The 20,589-nt window shown below is 65.1% G+C and carries 20 protein-coding genes; 12 read left to right on the forward strand and 8 right to left on the reverse strand.

Going from position 1 to position 20,589, the window contains the following annotated elements; all coding sequences use genetic code 11:
* Nucleotides 1-597 precede the first annotated feature (597 nt).
* Entirely contained in the window at nucleotides 598-1,812 is a 1,215-nt protein-coding gene (locus tag V5E28_RS45690; RefSeq protein ID WP_336216523.1) for a helix-turn-helix domain-containing protein, read from the forward strand.
* A 187-nt stretch (nucleotides 1,813-1,999) separates the two neighbouring features.
* Here V5E28_RS45690 and V5E28_RS45695 read toward each other — a convergent pair whose 3' ends face one another.
* Nucleotides 2,000-2,380, reverse strand: a complete 381-nt coding sequence (locus V5E28_RS45695) for a GntR family transcriptional regulator (protein ID WP_336216525.1) — start codon at nucleotides 2,378-2,380, stop codon at nucleotides 2,000-2,002.
* A 144-nt stretch (nucleotides 2,381-2,524) separates the two neighbouring features.
* On the opposite strand from V5E28_RS45695, the gene V5E28_RS45700 reads away from it, so the two are divergent.
* The 8 genes from V5E28_RS45700 to V5E28_RS45735 all read left to right on the forward strand — a co-directional run bounded on the left by V5E28_RS45700 (nucleotide 2,525) and on the right by V5E28_RS45735 (nucleotide 8,543).
* Nucleotides 2,525-2,857 (forward strand): SCO3933 family regulatory protein, encoded by a 333-nt coding sequence (locus V5E28_RS45700; protein WP_336216527.1) that lies wholly within the window; start codon nucleotides 2,525-2,527, stop codon nucleotides 2,855-2,857.
* Between the two features lie 383 nt (nucleotides 2,858-3,240).
* Nucleotides 3,241-4,215 (forward strand): FtsK/SpoIIIE domain-containing protein, encoded by a 975-nt coding sequence (locus V5E28_RS45705; protein ID WP_336216529.1) that lies wholly within the window; start codon nucleotides 3,241-3,243, stop codon nucleotides 4,213-4,215.
* Nucleotides 4,216-4,219: 4 nt separating this feature from the next.
* Complete coding sequence (locus V5E28_RS45710; RefSeq protein ID WP_336216530.1) at nucleotides 4,220-4,897, forward strand: DUF2637 domain-containing protein; 678 nt, start codon at nucleotides 4,220-4,222, stop codon at nucleotides 4,895-4,897.
* A 6-nt stretch (nucleotides 4,898-4,903) separates the two neighbouring features.
* A complete protein-coding gene (locus V5E28_RS45715) occupies nucleotides 4,904-5,233 on the forward strand; it encodes a hypothetical protein (RefSeq protein ID WP_336216532.1) in 330 nt (109 codons plus the stop codon).
* Between the two features lie 12 nt (nucleotides 5,234-5,245).
* Nucleotides 5,246-5,407 carry a hypothetical protein gene (locus V5E28_RS45720; RefSeq protein WP_336216533.1) on the forward strand — a complete coding sequence of 54 codons (162 nt, stop codon included), beginning with the start codon at nucleotides 5,246-5,248 and terminating at the stop codon, nucleotides 5,405-5,407.
* Nucleotides 5,408-5,662: 255 nt separating this feature from the next.
* Nucleotides 5,663-6,994: a replication initiator gene (locus V5E28_RS45725; protein ID WP_336216535.1), complete on the forward strand. Its 1,332-nt coding sequence runs from the start codon at nucleotides 5,663-5,665 to the stop codon at nucleotides 6,992-6,994.
* Nucleotides 6,991-7,182, forward strand: a complete 192-nt coding sequence (locus V5E28_RS45730; protein ID WP_336216536.1) for a helix-turn-helix transcriptional regulator — start codon at nucleotides 6,991-6,993, stop codon at nucleotides 7,180-7,182. The genes V5E28_RS45725 and V5E28_RS45730 overlap by 4 nt, the downstream gene beginning before the upstream one ends.
* Complete coding sequence (locus V5E28_RS45735; protein WP_336216537.1) at nucleotides 7,179-8,543, forward strand: tyrosine-type recombinase/integrase; 1,365 nt, start codon at nucleotides 7,179-7,181, stop codon at nucleotides 8,541-8,543. Before V5E28_RS45730 ends, V5E28_RS45735 begins: the two co-directional genes overlap by 4 nt.
* 42 nt (nucleotides 8,544-8,585) lie before the next feature.
* Here V5E28_RS45735 and V5E28_RS45740 read toward each other — a convergent pair whose 3' ends face one another.
* The 3 genes from V5E28_RS45740 to V5E28_RS45750 form a co-directional block, all read right to left on the reverse strand.
* On the reverse strand, nucleotides 8,586-8,948 hold the full coding sequence (locus tag V5E28_RS45740) for a hypothetical protein (RefSeq protein ID WP_336216539.1): 363 nt from the start codon (nucleotides 8,946-8,948) through the stop codon (nucleotides 8,586-8,588).
* A 371-nt stretch (nucleotides 8,949-9,319) separates the two neighbouring features.
* Complete coding sequence (locus V5E28_RS45745; protein ID WP_336216540.1) at nucleotides 9,320-10,123, reverse strand: carbohydrate kinase family protein; 804 nt, start codon at nucleotides 10,121-10,123, stop codon at nucleotides 9,320-9,322.
* Entirely contained in the window at nucleotides 10,116-13,550 is a 3,435-nt protein-coding gene (locus V5E28_RS45750; protein WP_336216542.1) for an ADP-ribosylglycohydrolase family protein, read from the reverse strand. The genes V5E28_RS45745 and V5E28_RS45750 overlap by 8 nt, the downstream gene beginning before the upstream one ends.
* Nucleotides 13,551-13,950: 400 nt before the next feature.
* On the opposite strand from V5E28_RS45750, the gene V5E28_RS45755 reads away from it, so the two are divergent.
* Entirely contained in the window at nucleotides 13,951-15,759 is a 1,809-nt protein-coding gene (locus V5E28_RS45755) for a DUF6571 family protein (protein WP_336216543.1), read from the forward strand.
* Between the two features lie 2 nt (nucleotides 15,760-15,761).
* Nucleotides 15,762-16,055, forward strand: a complete 294-nt coding sequence (locus tag V5E28_RS45760; RefSeq protein ID WP_336216544.1) for a WXG100 family type VII secretion target — start codon at nucleotides 15,762-15,764, stop codon at nucleotides 16,053-16,055.
* Between the two features lie 6 nt (nucleotides 16,056-16,061).
* Here V5E28_RS45760 and V5E28_RS45765 read toward each other — a convergent pair whose 3' ends face one another.
* The 3 genes from V5E28_RS45765 to V5E28_RS45775 form a co-directional block, all read right to left on the reverse strand.
* On the reverse strand, nucleotides 16,062-16,439 hold the full coding sequence (locus V5E28_RS45765; protein ID WP_336216545.1) for a hypothetical protein: 378 nt from the start codon (nucleotides 16,437-16,439) through the stop codon (nucleotides 16,062-16,064).
* A 228-nt stretch (nucleotides 16,440-16,667) separates the two neighbouring features.
* Nucleotides 16,668-17,825 carry a restriction endonuclease gene (locus tag V5E28_RS45770; protein ID WP_336216546.1) on the reverse strand — a complete coding sequence of 386 codons (1,158 nt, stop codon included), beginning with the start codon at nucleotides 17,823-17,825 and terminating at the stop codon, nucleotides 16,668-16,670.
* Between the two features lie 608 nt (nucleotides 17,826-18,433).
* Nucleotides 18,434-18,817 (reverse strand): nucleoside triphosphate pyrophosphohydrolase, encoded by a 384-nt coding sequence (locus tag V5E28_RS45775; RefSeq protein WP_336216548.1) that lies wholly within the window; start codon nucleotides 18,815-18,817, stop codon nucleotides 18,434-18,436.
* A gap of 31 nt (nucleotides 18,818-18,848) precedes the next feature.
* Between V5E28_RS45775 and V5E28_RS45780 the strand changes: the two genes are divergently transcribed.
* Nucleotides 18,849-19,865 carry an HNH endonuclease gene (locus V5E28_RS45780; RefSeq protein ID WP_336216549.1) on the forward strand — a complete coding sequence of 339 codons (1,017 nt, stop codon included), beginning with the start codon at nucleotides 18,849-18,851 and terminating at the stop codon, nucleotides 19,863-19,865.
* A 33-nt stretch (nucleotides 19,866-19,898) separates the two neighbouring features.
* Here the strand turns inward: V5E28_RS45780 and V5E28_RS45785 are convergent.
* On the reverse strand, nucleotides 19,899-20,589 hold a 691-nt coding region (locus tag V5E28_RS45785; protein ID WP_336216550.1), incomplete at its 5' end, for a protein NO VEIN domain-containing protein.

The raw sequence follows: 20,589 nt of genomic DNA on the forward strand, positions 1-20,589 counted from the left end.
AGGGCGCACCATGCGGCTGGAGATGGCACTCGCTCACCAACGCCTCATCGATCGCGGTTTCTGAAGGCATCGCCGACGCCACGTTGGCGTTCGCGCGTCACGAAGGACGGTGAGCCCTGTGGCAGATTTCGGCGACTTTCACGGCATGCACCCCGCTTCGCCTCGTCCGGATGCGGTGCCAGTGAGGTGGTCCCCGGTTAAGCGCCGCCCGGATCGGGCGCGGGTCCGGGGCTACACCTGCGAATGCCTGTCCCTGGTCTTCGAGCAGTGCATTGCTGGCGGGCAGGGATTCATACGGCGGCACGACCGGTCCGTCTTTCCCTGGGCTATCGCAGAGAGCCCGCGCCTGCGGGTCGTCGACGCCATGGCGCTGTGGCGACAGCTCATGAACGGGGAGGCGAAGTAGCGAAGCGCCGAACCATGCGATTGGCGCACACGTAGCGTCACAGTTAGCAACTGATCTGTGACGTGCGTTTCCGCAGGTCGAAGGCCGACCTGCGGTTTCGCATGCCCTCCGACTGGCAGTTTTTCTGCCAGTGACGCAGGTCGCCCGCCTTATCGTCGAATCAAGCGACGGCGAGAGGGAGGGGCTCGGACGTGGCAACAGAGTACGTGACGCAAGGCCAGCGGATCGCGCGGGCTCGTCACCGCAAGGGCTGGGATCAAGCCACCCTTGCCGAGAAGATCGGCCGTTCCGTCTCCTGGTTGTCGAAGGTGGAGAACGGGCGGCTGCCGCTGGACCGTATGAGCGTGGTCGGGCAACTCGCCGAGGTCCTCGGGGCGGAGGTTGCCGAGCTCACGGGTCAGCCGTACCGGCACGAGACGACGGAACTCGACTCCGGGCACGCGGCGGTTCCCGGGCTACGGCTCGCGCTTCAGCAGGCTTCGCTGCCCAGCGGGATCTTGCTGCGGGCGCCCAGAGAACCGCGGTCGCTGCAGGAACTTGAGGCGAACGTCCGCCTTGCCGAACAACTCCGCCAGGGCGCCAAGTTCACCGCTCTGGGGGAGGTGTTGCCTAGCATCCTTACCGATCTCATCGCCATCACCAACGACACGTCCGGCGAACGCGATCGGGCCGAAGCGTTGATGCTGCGGGCCTGTCACATGGCACGAGTGTCGTCCAACCTGCTGGGGCATCACGACCTCGGCTGGACTGCCGTACAGCGTGAGCTGGTCGCTGCTCAGCGGGTCGGCGCCCCCGACCTGGTCGCCGCGGCGAGTTGGGATCTGTGCGGGGTGTGGCTGCATGAAGCGCAACTCGACCCCGCCAAGGACGCGGCCCTGTCGGCGCTCGACCAGATCGAACCGCACGTAAGCGGGGACGACACGATCAAGGCCATGTGGGGCGCGTTGCACCTGCGGGCGGCGGTGGCGTACTCCCGGCTGTGGGATCAACGAGAGGCCGAGAGCCATCTTGAAGAGGCTCGCCGGATCGCTCAAGTACTGCCGCAGGACGGCAACGTCTTCCAGACACAGTTCAACCAGGTGAACACGACGATCCACGCGGTTGAGGTCAGCATGGAGCTGGGCCGGCCGCGCGAGGTCATCACCCGCGCCGATCATGTCGAGATCGCTCAGATCGCCTCGTCCGAGCGCCAGGCCCACTACTGGACCTGCACCGCGGCGGGCTATCACATGAACAGGAAGGACAACGAAGCGGCAGACGCTCTGCTCCGTGCCGACCGGATCGCGCCTCAGCACGTCCGGAACCGTCCGCTGGTCCGCAACATCGTGCGCGACCTGAGGGACAGCGGCAAGCTGCATCGTCAGCGCGAGATCCTCAATCTCGCCAAGGTGATGCGGCTGCTCTGAGCACGGCAACGGAGGGCTATCCGCGCAATGGCTCCCCACCCAGCAGGTAACCCGGGGACGCTTCGGCGTCCTGCCTACACAATGGGGTGGTATGTGGGTCTCAGTGAGATAGAACGACAGATCTTGCTACGCGAGCTGGCGGAGATCACGGTCGACCTGGCCGAACTCCAACGGCGTACCGTCAGGATCACTTCTCGGCTTGATCAGGGCGAGTCCGAGCGTCTAGCTCGTCCAGCCTGACCGTCAGCTTGTTCATGTGCTGACGGATCTCGCTCAGCTGCTCGGAGATGATGCGGAACTCTTCGCTGTGCTCGCCAGGGGTCGGGCCGGCGGTCTCGTCGTCGGGAGTCCGGCTGACGAAGCTGCCGGCTCCCTGGCGGGTCTCGATGAGTCCCTCGTCGCGGATGACAGCCAAGGCGTTGCCGATGGTCATCATGGCAACGCCGTACCGTTCCGCCAGTTCGCGGGCCACGGGAAGGCGCTCGCCGACCGCGTACCGGCCTGATGCGATGTCGCGCCGGATGTCCTCGGCAATCCTCAGGTACGGCCGGCGCCGGTCGGTTGCCATGACCCAACTTTAGCGGTTCTAGGTGCCTAGGTCTCTGGGCAACCTGTAAGCAATCTCGATCCAAGTTAGCTATCTTGGTTTACAGAACTAGATACCTAGGTATCTTTGTATCTAGAACATTGCCTTCGAAGGAGACCAGCTCTCGTGCGTACCATCCCGATCCCTGTCGACACCTCCAAGCTCGTGATCACCTGCGTCAAGGCGCCCAAGCCTCGCCTGGTCAACAAGGACACCGGCGAGATCAAGACCGACAAGAACGGCAACACCGTCTACGAGATCACCACCTCGGTCGAGGACGAGTTCGGCCGGATCGAACTCGTCAAGATCGCCACCTCGGGGGAGCCCCCCATCAGCGCCGGTCAGCAGATCAACCCGACCGGCCTGATCGGGTACGTCTGGGAGATCGCCGGCCGGTGGGGCATCTCCTACCGCGCCGCCGCGCTCCTACCGGTGGACACGGAGTCGCTCCGTGTCTGACACCACGCTCCTCGTGCTCGGAGTCCTGACCGCTGTCGCGGCCGGGCTCTGGGCCTGGCGCCGCTGGCACTACCCGTCGTTCTGGCTCGTGGCGGCCTTCCCGCTGACCGCGATCAGCGTACGTGCAAGCTGGCGCAAGGTCGCTCTCGGCTGCAACCTCACCAAGAAGCGGCAGCGCTTCTGGTTCACCACTGTCCCCGGCATGATCGCCTCGACCGGCGTCGTACGCGTCAAGCGCAAGTTCCAGCGCATCGCCGTGGACACCAAGCCGTTGGCTGCCCAAGCCCACCCGGCACGGCTGGCGCGTCACCCTGCACACCCTGGAAGGCCAGATCCCCGCCGACTACTCCGACGCCGCCGAACGGCTCGCTCACTCATGGGGCGTGCACGCGGTCCGCGTCGCGTCTCCTCGCCCCGGACGGGTCGTCCTGTCCGCCACCGTCCGCGATCCACTCGTCCGGGTCGAAACCCTGCCCACCTCACCCGAACTGCTCAAGGTCATCGTTGGCCGGTTGGAGACCGGCGGCCCGTGGATCATCGACTTCAAGACCGTCCCGCACTACATCAACGCCGGAGCGACGCAGTCCGGTAAGTCCAACCTCGCCAACGCCCTGATCCAAGGACTCGCCCCGCAACCGGTCGCCCTGCTCGGGTTCGACCTCAAGGGCGGCGTCGAGTTCACCCCGTACAGCCCTCGCCTCTCGGCACTGGGCACCAACCGGGGCGAATGCACCGCCCTGCTCGATGACCTCGTCAACCTGATGACCAACCGCATGGCCCTGTGCCGCGAGGCCGGCGCCCGCAACATCTGGCAACTCCCGGACGGCCAGCGTCCCGTGCCCATCGTCGTCCTCGTCGACGAGTTGGCCGAGCTCTACCTGATGGCCGACAAGAGCGAGAAAGACGAGATCGCCAAAACCTCGACAGCCCTGCTGCGGGTCGCCCAGCTCGGACGCGCCTTCGGCATCTACCTGTTCTGCTGCGGCCAGCGCATCGGCTCCGACCTCGGCCCCGGCGTCACCGCCCTGCGCGCCCAATGCTCCGGACGCATCTGCCACCGCGTCAACGACCCAGAAACCGCCAACATGACCCTCGGCGACCTCGACCCCGCCGCCCTCGCGTCGGCACGCGCCATCCCCGCCGAGACACCGGGCGTCGCCATCGTCGCCTCCCAGGACGGCCAGTGGTACCGCGCCCGCTCCTTCTACGTCAGCGAGCAAGCCGCCGAACACGCGGCCACCGCCTACGCCGACCGAACCCCGCTCTGGGCCAACGTCATCTCCGGCCACACCACGCCACCGACCGACGCCGACCTCGCCGAGTTCCTCGACTCCATCCCGGACCCGCGAAAGGCCTGAACCGATGCGACGCCTCGCCCACTGGGTTCTCGACACCGGCCCCGTGCTCGTCCTGGCCCTCATCGCCGGAGCTGGGTCCTTCACCCACATCCGCGACACCGCCAGCGAGCACGGACAGTCCGGCTGGATGGCCTGGGCGATCGCCGTCTGCATAGACCTGACCTGCGTCATGGCCGCTCGCGAGCGGCAGCGCGACAAGAAGACCGGCCGCCAACAGCGCGGCTTCACCTCCTGGCCCGTTCTCGTCCTGACCGGCGGCATCATCCTGTCCCTGGCCGCCAACCTTCAACAAGCCGACCCAACGATCTGGGGCTGGATCACCGCGGCCACTCCGGCGGCAGCCTTCCTCGTCGCAGTCTCCATGCTCGAACGCCGAACGTCCGGCCCTCGTCCTACCTCGGCCGCAGAATCCTCAATCGACGTCTCGCCCTGCCCTCGTCCCGAGGAACCGCCCGTCGCTTCTACGAATGATCGTCCTGCTCTCGTACCAGCCGAAGACCACCGACCTGGGCCTTCTCCGGCGCTGATCGACTACGCCCGACGAGTGGCCGACGAACACCACGCCAGGCACGGCAAGCCCATCACTCGCGACATTCTCCGCGCCCGCTTGGGCGCGTCCGACCAACTTGCCTCCGATCTACTCACCGTAATTGGAACGTTCCACGATTCGTCCGAAAGGTAGATCACCATGCACAACGATCGAGACGCCCTCATCGCCGGTCTCATCGCCCTGGCCGGCTTCCTCAAGGCCAACCCCCAGGTGCCGACGTCCGTAGCGCCCGTCATCATCCGGGCCTTCCCTGCCAACGGTCCCGACAACGAGATATGCGCCGAGGTCGACAAGGTTGCCGCCCTGCTCGGTACGGAGATCGACCCCGACCATCTTCCTCACGGTCACTACATGACCGGCATCGCGTTCGGACCGGTCAGTTACGAGTTCACCGCCATCCTCGCCACCGCCCGCGCTCGCCACGCCGCCGTGGACAGCTACCGCGACTGCATCCAGACCGACATTTAGGAGGTACGCACCATGCGCATCCGCCTCGAAGGCAACCGCGCCGAACTCACCCTCGGCATGATCCACCTGCGCCAGAACTTCACGGTCACGTCCATGTCGCGGGCCTTCCCCGCCAGGAACCGACCGCGCCACTACCGCATCTATCTCACGATCTCTCCGCGCGGAAGCCACTGATCATGACGTCGGACGAGCGCCAAGCCCTGATCGCGCCCGGCTGCTGCTGCACCTGCAACGGCTCGGGCCTCGACGGAGACGGCGAAACCTGTCGCGACTGCCACGGCACCGGAATCGACAACCACGGCGCATAGCCGAGATCCCCTCACCTGGCCACACAACCGCCAAGTTCCGCGCCAGGTGAGGGGCCATCCCACCCAGAGCACATCCGGACAGGACGGATCCATCTTGCACCACCCACACGCCATAGCCGGGATGATCTCCCGACTTCATGACCCCGACTTCAACCGTTGGGCCTGCCAGATCAAGCGCACGGGCGGCTGCCGACAGCCCATTCACTTGCGCGGCAAGGTGGAGCACTACGACCAGCTCACCGGCGATCTCCTGCACCGCTACAGCACCAACATCGAACCCAACGGCGTTCTGCGAGTGTCGTGCAAGACGCGCCGCGCCTCCCGCTGCCCGGCCTGCGCCGAGGTCTACCGTGCCGACACCTACCAACTCGTCCGCGCCGGCCTTGTCGGCGGCAAGGGCGTACCCGAGACGGTCAACACGCACCCGTGCCTGTTCGTGACCCTCACCGCGCCGTCCTTCGGAGTCGTACACGCGCGGCGAGAGAAGAACGGCAAGGTCCTGCCCTGCCACGCCCGCCGTGACGCCTCGCCCTGCCCTCACGGCAGGGTGCTGTCCTGCACCGACCGGCACAGCGCCGACGATCCGCGTCTCGGCGAACCGCTGTGTCCCGACTGCTACGACTACGACGGGTCGGTCCTGTTCAACGCCATCAGCCCGGAGCTGTGGCGCCGCTTCACGCTCGCTTTGCGCCGCCGATTCGCCCGGCTCAACGGCCTGACCGTCAAGGCCCTGCGCGAGCACGTCAGTATCGCCTTCGCCAAGGTCGCCGAATACCAGCGCCGCGGCGTCGTCCACTTCCACGCCGTCATCCGCCTCGACGGCCCGGACGGTCCGAACACGCTACCACCGGCTTGGGCCACGGCCGACGCGCTCGCCCAAGCCGTCCAACACGCAGCTGCCGCCGTGACGACAGAGGTCAAGCCACTGTGCCGCACCTTCCGCTGGGGCACCCAGCTCGACAGCCGCCAGATCACCATGGACGGGGACCTCACCGACCAGGCTGTAGCCGCCTACATCGCCAAGTACGCCACGAAGGCGGCAGAGTGCGTCGGCACCCTGGACCGGCGCATCCAACCCCTCGACGACTTGAACGCCCTCCCGGTACGCGAGCACGCCCGCCGGCTGATCGCCGCCTGCATGCGCCTCGGTAGCCAACCCGACCTGGCCGAACTCCGGCTCATCCACTGGGCCCACATGCTCGGCTTCCGCGGCCACTTCTCCACCAAGAGCCGCCGCTACTCCACCACCCTCGGCGCACTCCGCGCCGCTCGCGAAGAACACATGCGCACCGAAGAGATCACCACCGGCCGGTTTCCTCTGTTCGAAGAGGACACCGTCCTGGTCATCGCCCACTGGGAGTACGCCGGACAGGGCCTCTCCTTGAGTGAACAGCTCCTCGCCGCAGCCATCACCGGCGTTCGCCTGCCCCAGATCGGAGGTGATCCTCAATGAGCAGAAGCGACGAGTTGCTGACCGTTCCTCAGGTCCTCGCCGAACTGGGCGGAGTCTCCCGCCGCACCTTCTACCGCTGGCGTGAGCTTGGCCGCGCGCCGGTCTGCCTTCAACTGCCCAACCTCGAACTCCGCGTCTGGCGGAGCGACCTCATCGCTTGGCTCGACTCTCGACGGGAGGCCGCGTGAACACCACCTACGACGTGAAGTTCAGTCAGGTCCAGCAGCGCTCGAACCGTGGAATGGCGGTGTACGTCGCCCGCTGGAGGGTCGCGGGCAAGGAGAAGTCCAAGAGCTTCCGGACCAAGGGCCTGGCCAACGCCTTCATGTCCGATCTCCGGCAGGCGGCCAAAACGGGGGAGGAGTTCGACATCGCCACCGGGCTGCCGGTGTCGATGCTGGAGTCCGAGGCGACCGGACCGTCCTTCCTGGAGTTCGCGCAGGCGTACGTCCTCCGTCGCTGGGATCTGTCCGCGGCACGGACTCGGGAGACCGACGCGTACGCGCTCCTGTCCCTGATCCCTGCCTTGGTCGCCGACGCTTCGCGCCGTCCCTCGCCAGAAGCGCTGCGCGAGGTGCTACGTATTCACGCACTGCTGCCGGAGAAGCGGCGGACTGACCTGACCGCGACACAAACAGCCACCCTGAGTTGGCTGGAAAGGGCATCTCTCCCGCTGTCAGCCCTGGGAGAGGCACACGTCCTTCGTACGGCTCTCGCCGCCATCTCCGTCACCTTCGCCGGCGCGCCCGCCGGGGCCAACACCGTGCGGCGTAAGCGCGCCGTACTGCATCACCTGCTGGAGCACGCAGTAGAGCAGAAGGCATTCAGCAAAAACCCGCTGGACGAGATCAAGTGGACAGTGCCGAAGGCCGTGACAGCGGTCGACCCGCGCACCGTGGTCAATTCCGCGCAGGCCAAGCAACTCCTCGACGCCATTCCCAAGGTTGGCCGCAAGCGCGGCCCTCGGCTCAAGGCGCTGTTCGCCTGCATCTACTACGCCGCACTTCGACCCGAAGAGGCTGCCGACCTCCGACAGAGGAACTGCACTCTCCCGGAATCAGGCTGGGGCTTGATCGTCCTGGAGAAAGCGCGCCCCCAAGGAACGAAGCGCTGGACCAACTCTGGCGAAACTCACGAGTCGCGCAGCCTGAAGCACCGCGCGGACAAGGAGACGCGCGAGATCCCCATCCCGCCCGTTCTGGTCGCCATGCTCCGCGAGCACATCGCCGCGTACGGCACCGCTGACGACGGCAGGATCTTCGCCACGAGGACGGGCGGCACCTACTCCAGTTCGGCGCACTCCTACGTCTGGCAGGAAACCCGCAAACTCGCTCTCACACCCGCACAGATCGCCTCGTCGCTCGCCGCCCGACCGTACGATCTCCGCCACGCGGCGGTCTCCCTCTGGCTGAACGCCGGTGTCCCGGCCGTCGAAGTTGCCAAGCGTGCCGGACACAGCGTGGATGTCCTGCTACGGGTCTACGCCAAGTGCATGGACGGCCAGCAAGAGCAGATCAATAACAAGATCAACGACGCTCTTGATGAGTAAGTCCAGGTTATTCACCTTCGGCCCCGGTCTTCCGGGGCCATTTCACGTCGTGCTGCTCGACATGCCGCGTCGCTCCGTTTCAGAAACGGCGCGCTGCGTCACTCTGGCATGAACAGGCAGCGAGAGGAGGCTAATGAACAAGGACCACGATGCAACCAGACCGCTGAGGCGACCACCGTACGGTATGTTGATCCGCCCTCGAATCCGACGCGATACGCCGACCTCCCTCGCTTGGCGTAAGTACTCGCCTCCGGCTGCACCACAGAGATCATCTTCTTGGCGTTTGAATCGCGCCGCCAAAGTGCTGCTCTGGATCGGCTCCTCGACCTGCGCAGCCTTCGCCGCCTGGTCAATCATCGGCAGTGCGCTCAGCTCATCCGGCGTTGACCCTGCCCCGATGGCCACGCCGCCACCCGTAATGCCTCAATCGCCGCCGACCGCTACGACGCCGAGGCCTTCGCCGACGTTCAGCGTGCGTTCTCCTGTGAGATCCAGCCCGGCTCCCAAGCAGTCGAAGGCCAAGACGGCATCATCGCCCAGAAGACGGGAACGACCAGCTACCCGTTCCGGATCGTCTCGGCCTGCCCGCCGAGACGTAGAGCCGCGACCGGTTCCACGCCGAACGCCGAAAGTCAGACGGGCCACCCCAGAGCGCGACGCTGGGGAGCGGACACAGTCCTTGATCGCCGCGAGATGTGACAAGCTTTTCCCGCCAACCGTCTCCAAGTTCCGCATCCGCAATTGGGCGTGCCATCGCTTGCTCAGCTGATCTTGCGTTAGAGCGAAGGGGGGCACGCCTGGGGCGTCGCGGTGGGTACGGATGACTTCACTCGTACGGTGGCGGCAGCCCAGGAAAGTCCAAGCTGCACCCCTTCGACGAGCGATCTCTCTCTGCCGATCGCCCAGAGCAGGCCGGCGGCGAAGGCATCTCCGGCACCGGTTGCGTCCACGACATCCGCGGGCGCCGCTGGGAAATGATCGGTGCCGTCTGCTGAATGCACAGTGACGCCGCTGGCGCCATCGGTGACAATCGCGGTGGTGTCCTTGGGAATGACGGTGAATTCGTTGCGAGACCCGATCAGGTACCGCATGGCTGGGACTGTGCCCGGCGGGACGCTCGTGACCACCGCTCCAGCGGCGGCCATGGCCTGGGCTGCGGGGATGAAGACGTCGCGCCAGGCGGCGAAATAGACGATGTCCCGTGGCGCCACCGCTGCGGCGGGAATGGTGACGTCGTGCAGTAGATCAGGGTGGATGCCCATGATGGTTCGCTCGCCGTTTGGCTCGATGAGCAGGACGACGGAGGAGGTGTGTCCGTCCAGGACCTGCACGTGATTGACATCTACCCCGGCCGCAGTCAGCGCCGTTGTCATCCTCTGGCCGGCGGCATCCGCCCCCACGTAGCCCACCATGTGCACTCGCGCGCCGACCTGGCTCAGCGCAGTGGCGACATTCGCGCCGGTACCTCCGGGACGCTCGGCGCTCTCGACGGCTTGGACGAAGTGGCCGCTGTGAGGGAGACGATCGACGTACAGGGCGAGGTCCCAGGCGATCGGTCCGATGATCCAGAAGTCAGGCATACATAGCCCGTCGCTTCGCCCGCAGACCCTGGGCGAGCGTTTCCAACGACGCGGGGAACGCGACTTGCGGCGCCCATGGGATGTCCACCGCATCTTGGCGGCAGCTCAGGATGCCTCCGACGATTGCAGCCACGGTGTCAGTGTCCCCGCCGAGGCTGACCGCGTACCGCATGGCGTTAACCGGTTCCTCGTGGAGGCCGAGTACATGCAGGACCGCTCCCAACGTATCCATGACGTCCAGAGACACCCCGTCCGGGCGCAGCTCCCACCCTTCGACGCCAGAGACGCCGAAGTGATCAAGTTCTTCTGCCGCGACTGCGATCAGCTCCTGAGCGGTACAGCCTTCGAGGGCCCACGATCCCATGGCGGCGACAGCGCTCGCGGTGGCGATGGCTCTCGGGTCGGCGTGGGTGGTCTTCGTCATGCGCTCGACCAGCTCACGGCGGTCCTGGGCCTCGGTGGCGGGTACGGCCCAACCGATGGGCAGGACACGCATCATCGCGCCATTGGTTCCTCCGCCGTCTGCCGTGAGGGATCCAGTCGCTTCGAACCGTGCGACCGCTCGCCGCGTGGTCGGGCCGGCACCGTGCATGGTGGGCAGTGCCGCGGCGAGAGCGGTCAGGAAAGCACGTTCTGAGCCGTCGGTGCTGATCAGGTTCTCGGCGAGCAGGACGAGTTGTTCGGTGTCGTCCGAGGTGCTGCCGGGCGGCCATTCTCCGCGAGCGGTCAGGACGTCTGTGAGGGCGATGTCATGGGGAGGCTTCCCCTCCCACGGCACGCCGAGAGCGTCACCACAGCAGAACCCAACGAGTCCGTTGAGGATCCGCTCTGCGGAGGGGATCGCCTGGTCAGGAAACAACTGGTCCAATGCGTCGAACCCTCCTTGAACAGCGAGGCGCCGTCCGATGTCGGCGTGGTGGACGCGCTCGCGGCCCTGCATGAGGCGCGCGAGCGACAGGCGGCCGGACGCTATGTCGTACGGGGTGCCGTGGTGCTTGAACTCGATCAATGCCTGCTCAGTCAGCCGTCGTGCGCCTGAGTGGTCGCCGTTGGCCTGATGGACGTCGGCTTTGCTGTGTGTGATCTTCGCCGTCAGCAGGCCGTCTCCCAGATCCCGGGCCATACGGCCTGCTTCTGCCAGGCTGTGAGTGGCTTCTTTCAGCAGCCCGAGGCCGCACTGGGCCTTTCCAAGTCCATGCATGGACTGGGCGATTCCGCGGGCGTCCTCCGAGGCTTTGCGGATGGCGAGCGCCTTGTTCTGACTGTCCAATGCGATGCGCCAAGCACCGGTGGCTTCGGCGACCAGGGCGGCGTCCTGCAACAGGCCAGCGTGAAGCGCTTGATCCCTGAGATGGGCAGGACGGGCGATGACTTCCTGTAGCGCCTGGTTGATGAGCGTGTCCGCACGGTCGACGTTGCCGGAGAAGTACTCGATCTCGCCGAGGAGCTTGAGCCACGGAGCCTGGTCGGCCGTGCTGTTCATGCCTTCAGTGGCGTGCCAGCGTCCGTCTGTGAAACGCCCCTGGTAGAGCTCGATCTCGGCCAATCGGAGCAGGAACCCTTGCCGTGCGTCTCCCTCCGCGAGGGTCAAGGCTGCCTGGGCGAGGTGTTCGGCGCGTTCGAAGTCGCCCCTGCAGAACGCCACTTCGGCGCGTACGAGCTCGGCATGGGCCGACCGTTGAGGTAGGTCGTTCAGGAGGGCTTCGGCTCGATTCCAGTGCCCCAGCCCGAGGTATGCGCGGGCCACTCGGTAAAGGCAACGGCCCCGGTCCTCGTCACGGTCGATGCGCAGTTCGTCGAGCAGACCCGCGAGAGCGCGGCACTGGTCGAAGCGGCCGGTGGCGAGGCTGCGATCCATGAGCGCCACCCACGCCGACACGCCCTGCGCCGGATCGAGATGGCTCAAGTGATAGGCCGTCTCCATCTCGGCGGTGAACTCCTCGCCCTGGCCGTAGTGCCGGGCCAGGACTTCATGCGCGTGGCGTAGCTCAGCAGGGCGGACGTTCTGAAGCGATCGGCGCAGGATGTTGTGCATGGTGAAGGCATCGGATCCACTGGCCGTGCCGCCACGCAACGGGGCGATGAAGGAGAAGGCCGTCAGTTTACTGAACGCGCTGCGGTCGCAGGGAAAGTCCAGCTCCTGGCCCAGATGGCGGAAGGTCTCGGCGGTGAAGGCCCGGCACGCGCTGACCGCGAGGATCCCGTATTCGGCTTCGGCGGGCGTCCATTGCAGCAACCGGTGGGCCAGGTCGCGTTCCTTGTCCACCAGACCGCTGAAGTCGGCAGGGCTGAGGCGAGATCCAGCAGCGATAGCGACGTCCGCGCACAAACCCAGGAAGTACGGATGCACTTCGTCCGGGGCGGTGGAGGCGTACCCGACCAGCGCCGTTTGCATGGGCGGGTCGGTGATGCCGGCCATGCTCAGGTACTGATGGGCGTCGATGCTCGTCAGGTGGCCGACCAAGCGGAGATCCAGATACCGGTCGGGGATGGGGAAGACGGGGGCTGCTGGCCACGGCGGGCGGGTACGGCCCGCCAGGATGGCGACGATCCCGGCGCTCAGGTCGAGATGACCCAGGAGGCAGCGCAGCCACTCATCGCGCATCAGTTTGTCGGCGTGGATCAAACTGTCCGGGTCGCCGATCGCCTCGCCGAAAAACGCCTCGTGGGTGTCGAAGAGCAGCACGATGCGCGGATGGTCGCAGACGGCGTCGTTCAGGTCCTTGGCGAACAAGCGGGGGAGTTCGTGCAGGAGATCCGGTTCGGGGACGAGAGTGAGAATCTGTTCGGCGTCCTCCTGGGGGACTTGGCGCTGTACCCGCCTTCGGGTGAAGACCTTGTCCATCCGAACGTTGACCATCTGGAACAGCTGTTGCCCCACACGCAGGACCGGCAAAGTCATGATGGCGTCGGCGATGTCCAGCGCGATGCCGGCCTCCGTTCGGGGGAACAGTTCGGGCACCCGGTGGGCAATGTCGAAGCCAAGCTTGTGGAGGTAGGTGATTGCGGCGAAGTCGAAGCGGGGGGTCGCGATGCCGTACCGGGCGAGTTGCCGTTTGAGCATGAACAACCCGGAGAACGCCTCTTGCGGGCGATTCTCACCCGCCGGCCGCGCACCGAAGTCGATCCTGGCCACCGGCACCTGTCCGCCATGCTCGGCCAGTCGCTCCACCAGCTCGGCGTCGGAGGCGTCGCGAACGGTCGTCCACTGGTCTGTGCGTAGGCAACACCGCTGCTCCAGGTGCCGCAACAGCAACGACTTGCCATTGCCGCCCAGGCCGTGAAGGTAGAGGATTCTTTCTGCCGGTGGGTCCTCGTTGATCAGCGAGACGACATGCCGGGTCAGCTCGAAGCGATTCGCGAATAGATCGAGCGAGCGGTCAAGAGCCACTACAGACCTGGCTGGGCCTTCCTCGAAGATCGGCACAGTCAGCTCTGGGCGGGTGCGAATCGCATGTGGTTCTCCAACGAAGACGAGAATCGAGATCGGGATTGCTTGACGTGGCCTACGCCCAACGCTCCGGAACGGCCTTGGCTCGGCCGCCGTACTCGGTTCTACACCGAGGCGGCGTATCCCTCTACCTTGTCGGCGGAGGAAGCTCAGCAGCGGTGGATACTCGCGTCGGTATGAGTTGCTCTCGGCATACATGAACCTCGCCACGAGGTTGGGCGATCGCCGCGAATGAACGAGTCGGTCACCGGGTCGAAATTCGGGCCGGACGATATAGCGGCGGTTCAAATAGCTAATGAGAATGTATAGCGCGTTTACCCACGTGTCTGGACATGCTTGACTTCCGCCTTGTAAGCAACACCCTCTGGGAGGGTCCATGGGGGAGTTCGTTGGGATCGATCCCCTCGGCGCAGACAAGCTGATCCGCCAGATGGAGACGGGGAAGGACGTCCTCGGCAGAACACGGCCGGGACTCGAAGCGGCGATTGCCGAAGCTGGCCCGGACTGGGCCGGTCGCATGGGCGTCACGGCGATGCACCGGACCTGGGCGTTCTTCCATGAGTCGCAGCAGGACCTCAAGTGGCGCGTGGACACCCTCAAACGGATGGTCCCCACCCAGCAGAAGGGCATGCTGACCGCCACTCTGCCCTTCAGCAATCAGACGGAGGCAGCGCAGGCGGCTAAGAAGGACGCGGCAGCGATCACCGAGGCGCTCAAGCACCACGATGAGTACCTCTCCCGGGAGAGTTGGGCCGAGGTGGAAAAGGCCATGGCGGCGCTGAAGGGTCGCGTCGATGACCCTGCCTACGCTGCGGCTCTGCTGGCCGCCCTCGGCCCCAAGACCTTCCAGAAGCTGTTCCGCGACTGGATGAACACGCAAGCCGTCGGTGATCGCAGAGGGCTGACTCCGGAGGCGAGCAAGCGGGCCGCCGACGGCCCGCCTGGCTTGCTGGGCAGGGCCTTCGCCAGCGCAGAGGGCTCTGGGCGGCTCGGGCCGGAATGGCAGAAGATGATCGAGACTGCCCCTTCGGACATCCTGACGACTCTCGTCACGGTGGCTCCGCAGTCAGGTGCGTTCCTCACCCGGGTGGCGACCAACCTTCTGAACCGCTCGCCAAACTCCGACACATTCCCCACGGACCCCAACTGGAACCTGTACAACTTGGCTAAAGCCTTCGCGGCGAATCCCGAAGTATTCCGGCGATTCCTTGCCGAACACCCGAACGAGGCCGGGGTCCTGCTGGACGCCAACACCATCAAGTCGAGCGGTGTCCCTGCTTATCAAGGAGCGCTGGCGCAGGCGTTGGACGGGGCGTTGCGGCCAGGATCGGGGCAGGATGAGGTCCGGGAGCGCGCCTGGATCACTGTCATCAACAGCCTGGGCGCCGAGAATTCCCTCTGGGTCGGCGGTGCGATCGGCACCTTCCCCAACTCGCCCATCAGCCGAGTCCTGGCCAAGCACATAGGACCCATCCTCGACAAGCTCGCGCGAGGCCAGGCCGACAAGAGAGCCCAGGAGGCGTACAAGCAGGCGCTGGCCGACGGAGTGAAGAACCCGCCCCTGCCACCACCCCACTTGGCGCCTCGGGCTCCGTGGAACACGCTCGACCCCGAAGTGAGCGCTCGGTTCTTCGGCGCGCTGATGCAGGACCCCGCCGCGGCCGACACCTTGATGAAGCTAGGGCAAAAGTATGTCGAGGACATGGACATGGGTCGCTTCAATCCCTTCGGCCCGGACAACTACAGCGCGGCGGCGTTCTACAACTACGCCGCGCGGGCGGGAGCGCTGTCGAGCCTGCTGCTGTCTGGATCAACGCACGCGGAGTGGAGCGACGACCAGTATGCGGAGGTGCTCGCCGGAAACCTTTTGATCCCGATCGATTACCTCGATCAATTCGTTCCTGTCAACGGCAAGATTCCTGGTACCGGCAAGGCCCTAATGCTCGACGGCATCAAGGGCAGATTGGAAAAGCTCATCACAGATTACCTGGACGGAAAGACACCGGACAGCGCGGACGCGGTTGCCACCAAGCTCGTTAACCTGCAAGTAGACGCGATGATCGAGTCAATGAAGGCGAACGGGCACGGCGCGCCGACGTCAGATCAGCACAACACGTTGACTGATGCCGTGATGGGCCGGATGCATGGTGCCCTGGTCAACGCTCTGAGGGTGAGAGGGGGTTGATCTTGGCTGCCAAGGAACAACTGCTTCGCGAGGCAGCAGAAAAGGAGTCACTCGCCTCCACCTTCGACGGCTATGCCAAAAGAGTCGCCGATACTTTCGACGGCGTGCCATCGCGGCCTGACCAGAGCGACCCCTTCTGGAAAGGGGCGTCCGCGGATCGTTACCTTGCGGATGCCATCCGTCTCAAGCGTGAGATGGGTGATCTCGAAGGCTCATGCCAGGCAACTGCCGCGGCTCTTCGCCGCCGAGCCGAGCAACTCCGCAAGGAGGCTGCGCAGATGCCCGGTCCGGCGTGAACTGGTTCAGCCGGCGCGTGGGTAGCATTCGGTCTTGCCGATGATCACTACGTTGGGCGTGGAATCCGCACGGGCGAAGAGTATGAAGGTCAACCGGGCCTCCGGGTTGACCAGCACGGCAACGCTCGTGTGATCTTCCCAGAGATCTAGATTGTCGACCACCTCGTCGTGGTAGCCCCTGCCGAGGAGTTCGCCCGTGAGTATCCCTACCAGGCTGAGCGGATTCTCCTTGGAGGGATCCGCGAAGCTGCCCTTAGCGATGTAGAAACGTCGCTGCAGGTTGGGCCCGCAGGACGAGTTCCGGTCCGGACCGTCCGCCCGTTCCTTCGTCAGCCCTGTCACGCGCGCCTCGATCCAGGTCGCGACCGCATCTCCATCACTCACGAGCTGCTTGGTAGCCTCCGCCAATGGCGGTGGTTCCGGCTCACCAGAACAACCCGTCATGACCGCGAAACAGATAAGTGCCGCGGCAACTATCCTCGAAGACGCACCAAGGCGCACGATCGGACCTTATCCGAGCAGCCTCTGCTCGTACATCCGGTTTGCCCCAACCATAGCGAGTTGCGATGAGGGGGATGATTTACCGCTGCGCGCGTTCCCTAGAGCGGCGGGTTAGATAGCAGGGCCAGGTCGCCCCGATTGCCTATTATCGGAAGCTTTTGCCTGTCGCGGCGGTGTGGTGCCTGGAATGACATCGATGTTCAGGTGCTTCTTGATGAGGTGCTTGAGCTCGGCGCCGTTGATGAGCGTGACCCTGTTGCGCTGGGCGAACTGCTCACTGGCCCGGCCGAACCACGAAGTGGTGACCAGGACACCCGTGGTGGCATTGTGATCGGCCATCACGCCGGTGAGCGCGTGAACGGCGTCGAGGCCGACCAGCCCTGACCACCGCTTCGCCTGGATGAGGCAGACGCCCCCGAAGAAGAGGTTGTCGCTCGTCGCCACGGCGTCGACTCCGCCGTCTTTCGACGGGATGGTCGTCCACGCCTCGGCCCCCATCGCCACAAACAGCTCCCTCACGAGGTGCTCGAACTCAGTAGGCGAGAGCTTGAGCAAGTTACGACGTGAGTCGAGCCCCGAGACAACCTCCATGTCCTCGGAGAAACGGAACCGCTTGAGGTCGAAGGTGATGAACGGCTCGATGGCCTCAAGGTCGTACGGGTTCGGTGACACGAGGGCGTTGAGACGCTTCAGGCATGCCGCAGGATTGACGTCGGCCAGGACGAGATCTTCGAACTCGGTGCGCTCGGCCTCCACGCTGAGCAAGTGGGGACGAACCTTCTTACCTGTCGCTTGATCGATGGTGTTGAGACGGCCATTGAACACGATCGCTTCGACGAGTTCGCGGGGCGTAGAGGTGAAGATCTCGTGCAGCGTACGGAGCGCGACGCAGGCCAGGAGTCGGGTGTACTGCAGCTTCACTTCCGTCTGCGGCCGAGGAACCGGGTCGATGGCATCGCGGCTCTTGACGTACTTGTACGCGCGCACCTCAGGCACGACGCCTTGCGGCGGTAGCTCGACCTCGACGACCAGGTCACGGTTCTCGGGGCGATACGCCACTTGGAAGAGCTTGGGGAAGCCCGTCGGAAATATCGATCGTTCCAACACCTTCGATGCGAACCATTCCAGCGCTTCGGGCCGGCCGGCATCGAAGTCCGTGCGTATCTGATTGAGCCGGGCGTTGGCTTCTGCGATCTTCTTCTTTTCCTCGGCCACCTGACGGTCGTAGGCGCTGCGAGCAGCATTCAGCTCGCCCATCCGCTGCTGCACACGTTGCTGATAGCTATCGGTCGCGTTGTTGTAACGTGCCCGAGCTTCGGCGAGAGCCCGTTCGTAGCGGTCTTTACCCCCGAAGATCTTGCCCAGTCCGGATGGAGGGGCAGGCTGGTACGCGGCCCAGTCTGGGGCCGGCTCGGAGACGGTCAGGCGGGGGCTCTGGCACGAATGGCCGTACGGAACTGGACACCTGCATCTGGTCGAAGGAGAGGGGACGCACTCCAAGCGCCGCGAGCAAGACCTGATCCAGTTCCTCTATGCGGTGAGCGACCTCGGCCGTCTTCCGCTCTGCCGTGGATTGCTGGCGCTCGAGACGTTGACGCTGGCGTTCGCGTTCTTGCTCTTTGGCAACCTTCGCAGATTCCCGAGCTTGTCGTTCGGCCTCGCGGCGAAGAGCTGCCTGACGCCGTTCCCACTCGCTACGACCACCCGCCACCTTGATCAGCCCTCCGCTCCGCACCGGGACAGCCGGACACGGGCCAACGCATCGTGGTCGGCTCGCGGTCCACTGTGACGCCTAGATCAGATTAGATCGGCTACTCGCGTTCGTCATGGGGTCTGATCAGGTTGCACGCGTCTTGGTTGAAGTGCCTGCGTGCGCGCTACTCGTAGAGGCGCTCGGGGGCTCCATAGGCTGCCTCAGGGTCTCGGGTTGGCCTCACCTCGTCCAGCCAAAGCCGACGCCTGAAGCCGCCTCGCTTGGCTCGCTTGTGACGTGCGGCCTCCTCGACCTCCTCGTCGGAGTATCCAAGCGTTTCAGTCAGGGCCGCCAGAACCTCGTAGATATCGGCGAGCTCCTCCAAGCGATCATCCGGTTCGGCGCGGTGCAGCTCCTCAGCCTCCTCGACGAGCTTGGCCGTCAAGGCGGGGACCAGCTCGGACTCGCTCAGCACACGCACTGCGGCCGTCCTGCCACCGGCCTCGATGATGCGTGGAATCTGATCGCGGACCAGCTTGCCGTAGACGATCGTCTGTTCCTCGTCCAAAACTGTCGCCCCATTGGTCGATACTGCTCACATGGACTACCGCCGAGGTGTGGTCACCCGTGAAAGCGTATGGCGTGCCATCGTGTTGTACGGCGCGAACTCGGCCACCTACAAGTTCGCCTTCGGCGCGACCCTGCTGGAGGTGGCTGCCACCGGCCGCAACCATGTCACGCTCGAAGAACTGGCACCGCGGTACGCGGAACTCCTGTGTGAAGCCCTTCAGCGTCAGCCGCGGCAGGGAACCTCGGCCCGCAGTAGATTCCTGGACGCCTGCCGCGCCTTCAACGCTGGCGAGCTCGACCGCGACACATTGCACCGGCGAACGGTTCAGCTTGGCTTCAGCAACGTCGTCGACGCATTCCCCAAGCTGGGCGGTGACCAGGCACCACTGAGCTATTACGAGGACCAGCGCAAGAACCCCACCGCTCCCGGTCTTGTGCTGCGGGACGAATTGCTTGAACTCGCCGGATCGGTGCACGCCCGGGACCTCGATGCGGAAACCGCTGCTCGCTGGCGGCTGGTGGAGACCGCATGGGCCACAGGCATATCCGACGGGGTCCTGGACTCGTCGCTTGTTTACGACCGTGATCAGCAAGCCCTGGTGCTCCAGTCCAGGCAGCGTCGACGAAGCGTGACCGGGGTGGTCGACGCCCTCAACGGATACCAGGATGGCCGCTGCGCCTACTGCAACGAGCTCATGACTCAGTCCGTAGGCGGTGGACCCATCGTCGAGCACGTCCTGCCCTGGAAGCTGCTCACCCGCCTGTGGAGTGGCCCCGACGTCGATGCCATCTGGAACCTCGTCCTAGCCTGCTGGTCCTGCAACAACGCCAAGCGGGATCGAGCTCCGCACGAGACGTGGATGCCGTGGCTGGAACAGCGCAACAACGACCTCATCGAATCACGTCACCCGCTGCGCGAAGTACTCATGGCCCAGACCGGCGCCACCACGGCCGAACGGCATGACACCCTTAAGCTCGCGTACCGAAGGGCAACGGAACTCCTCCCGGCAGTCTGGATGCCACCGGTAGCCGGCCACCTCGCCTAAAACCTGGCTGCGGCGCACGCCATGAGTCGCCCATCAGGGCTTGGATTCCTGGCCATCCTCTGACAGCTGGTACTTGTAGCCGATGGGTGACAGCCGAGCTTGATCTAGCGACCAGGGGTGAAATATCGAGGCTTTGCCCCTGCTCGTAGAGACTTCACCCTGGTCGTCGCGGTTCACGGTGATGTTGCTCAGCACGAACAGGGCCACGTGCGGGTACTCCTTGGCGTGCCGGACTTCGTTCGGCGTAAGGAGGATCTCCTGCGGATCGCCTGTCGTCCCCTTCACCTCGACATGCCAAGAGACGCCGTCGATCTCGACCACATAGTCGAAGCTCTCGGTACGAGAGGTGTCCGTAACCTTGCCCAGCTTGCTGTAGTGGAGGAGAGCCTCGTTCATGGCGTGCGTCTCGACCGCTACCTTCGCCCGCTGGTCGGTGGCGAAGCCTTGGCCCTTGCGAGGCGTCCGTGGGCGGCCGGCGGCAGCGGCGACCTGACGTTCGGCCTCCTCAACGCCGCTCCGAGTGAGAACCGTAGGGGGCCGCTCTCCGACGAGCGCCTCCACGGCTTCCTTCACCTCGGGGAGCACATCGAGCACCGCGTTCGGGAACTTGGCGAGGTACGTCTGCCAGGTCCGTAGGGAATCCTGGTACTGAATCCACGGGAAGTAGAGCCGCTGTCGTGGGAAGTCTGCCTGCAAGGCGTCTCGGACGGCAAACAGGGCTAAT

The organism is Nonomuraea sp. LPB2021202275-12-8 (genome assembly GCF_037044575.1).
In the GTDB taxonomy this organism is placed as follows: Bacteria; Actinomycetota; Actinomycetes; order Streptosporangiales; family Streptosporangiaceae; genus Nonomuraea.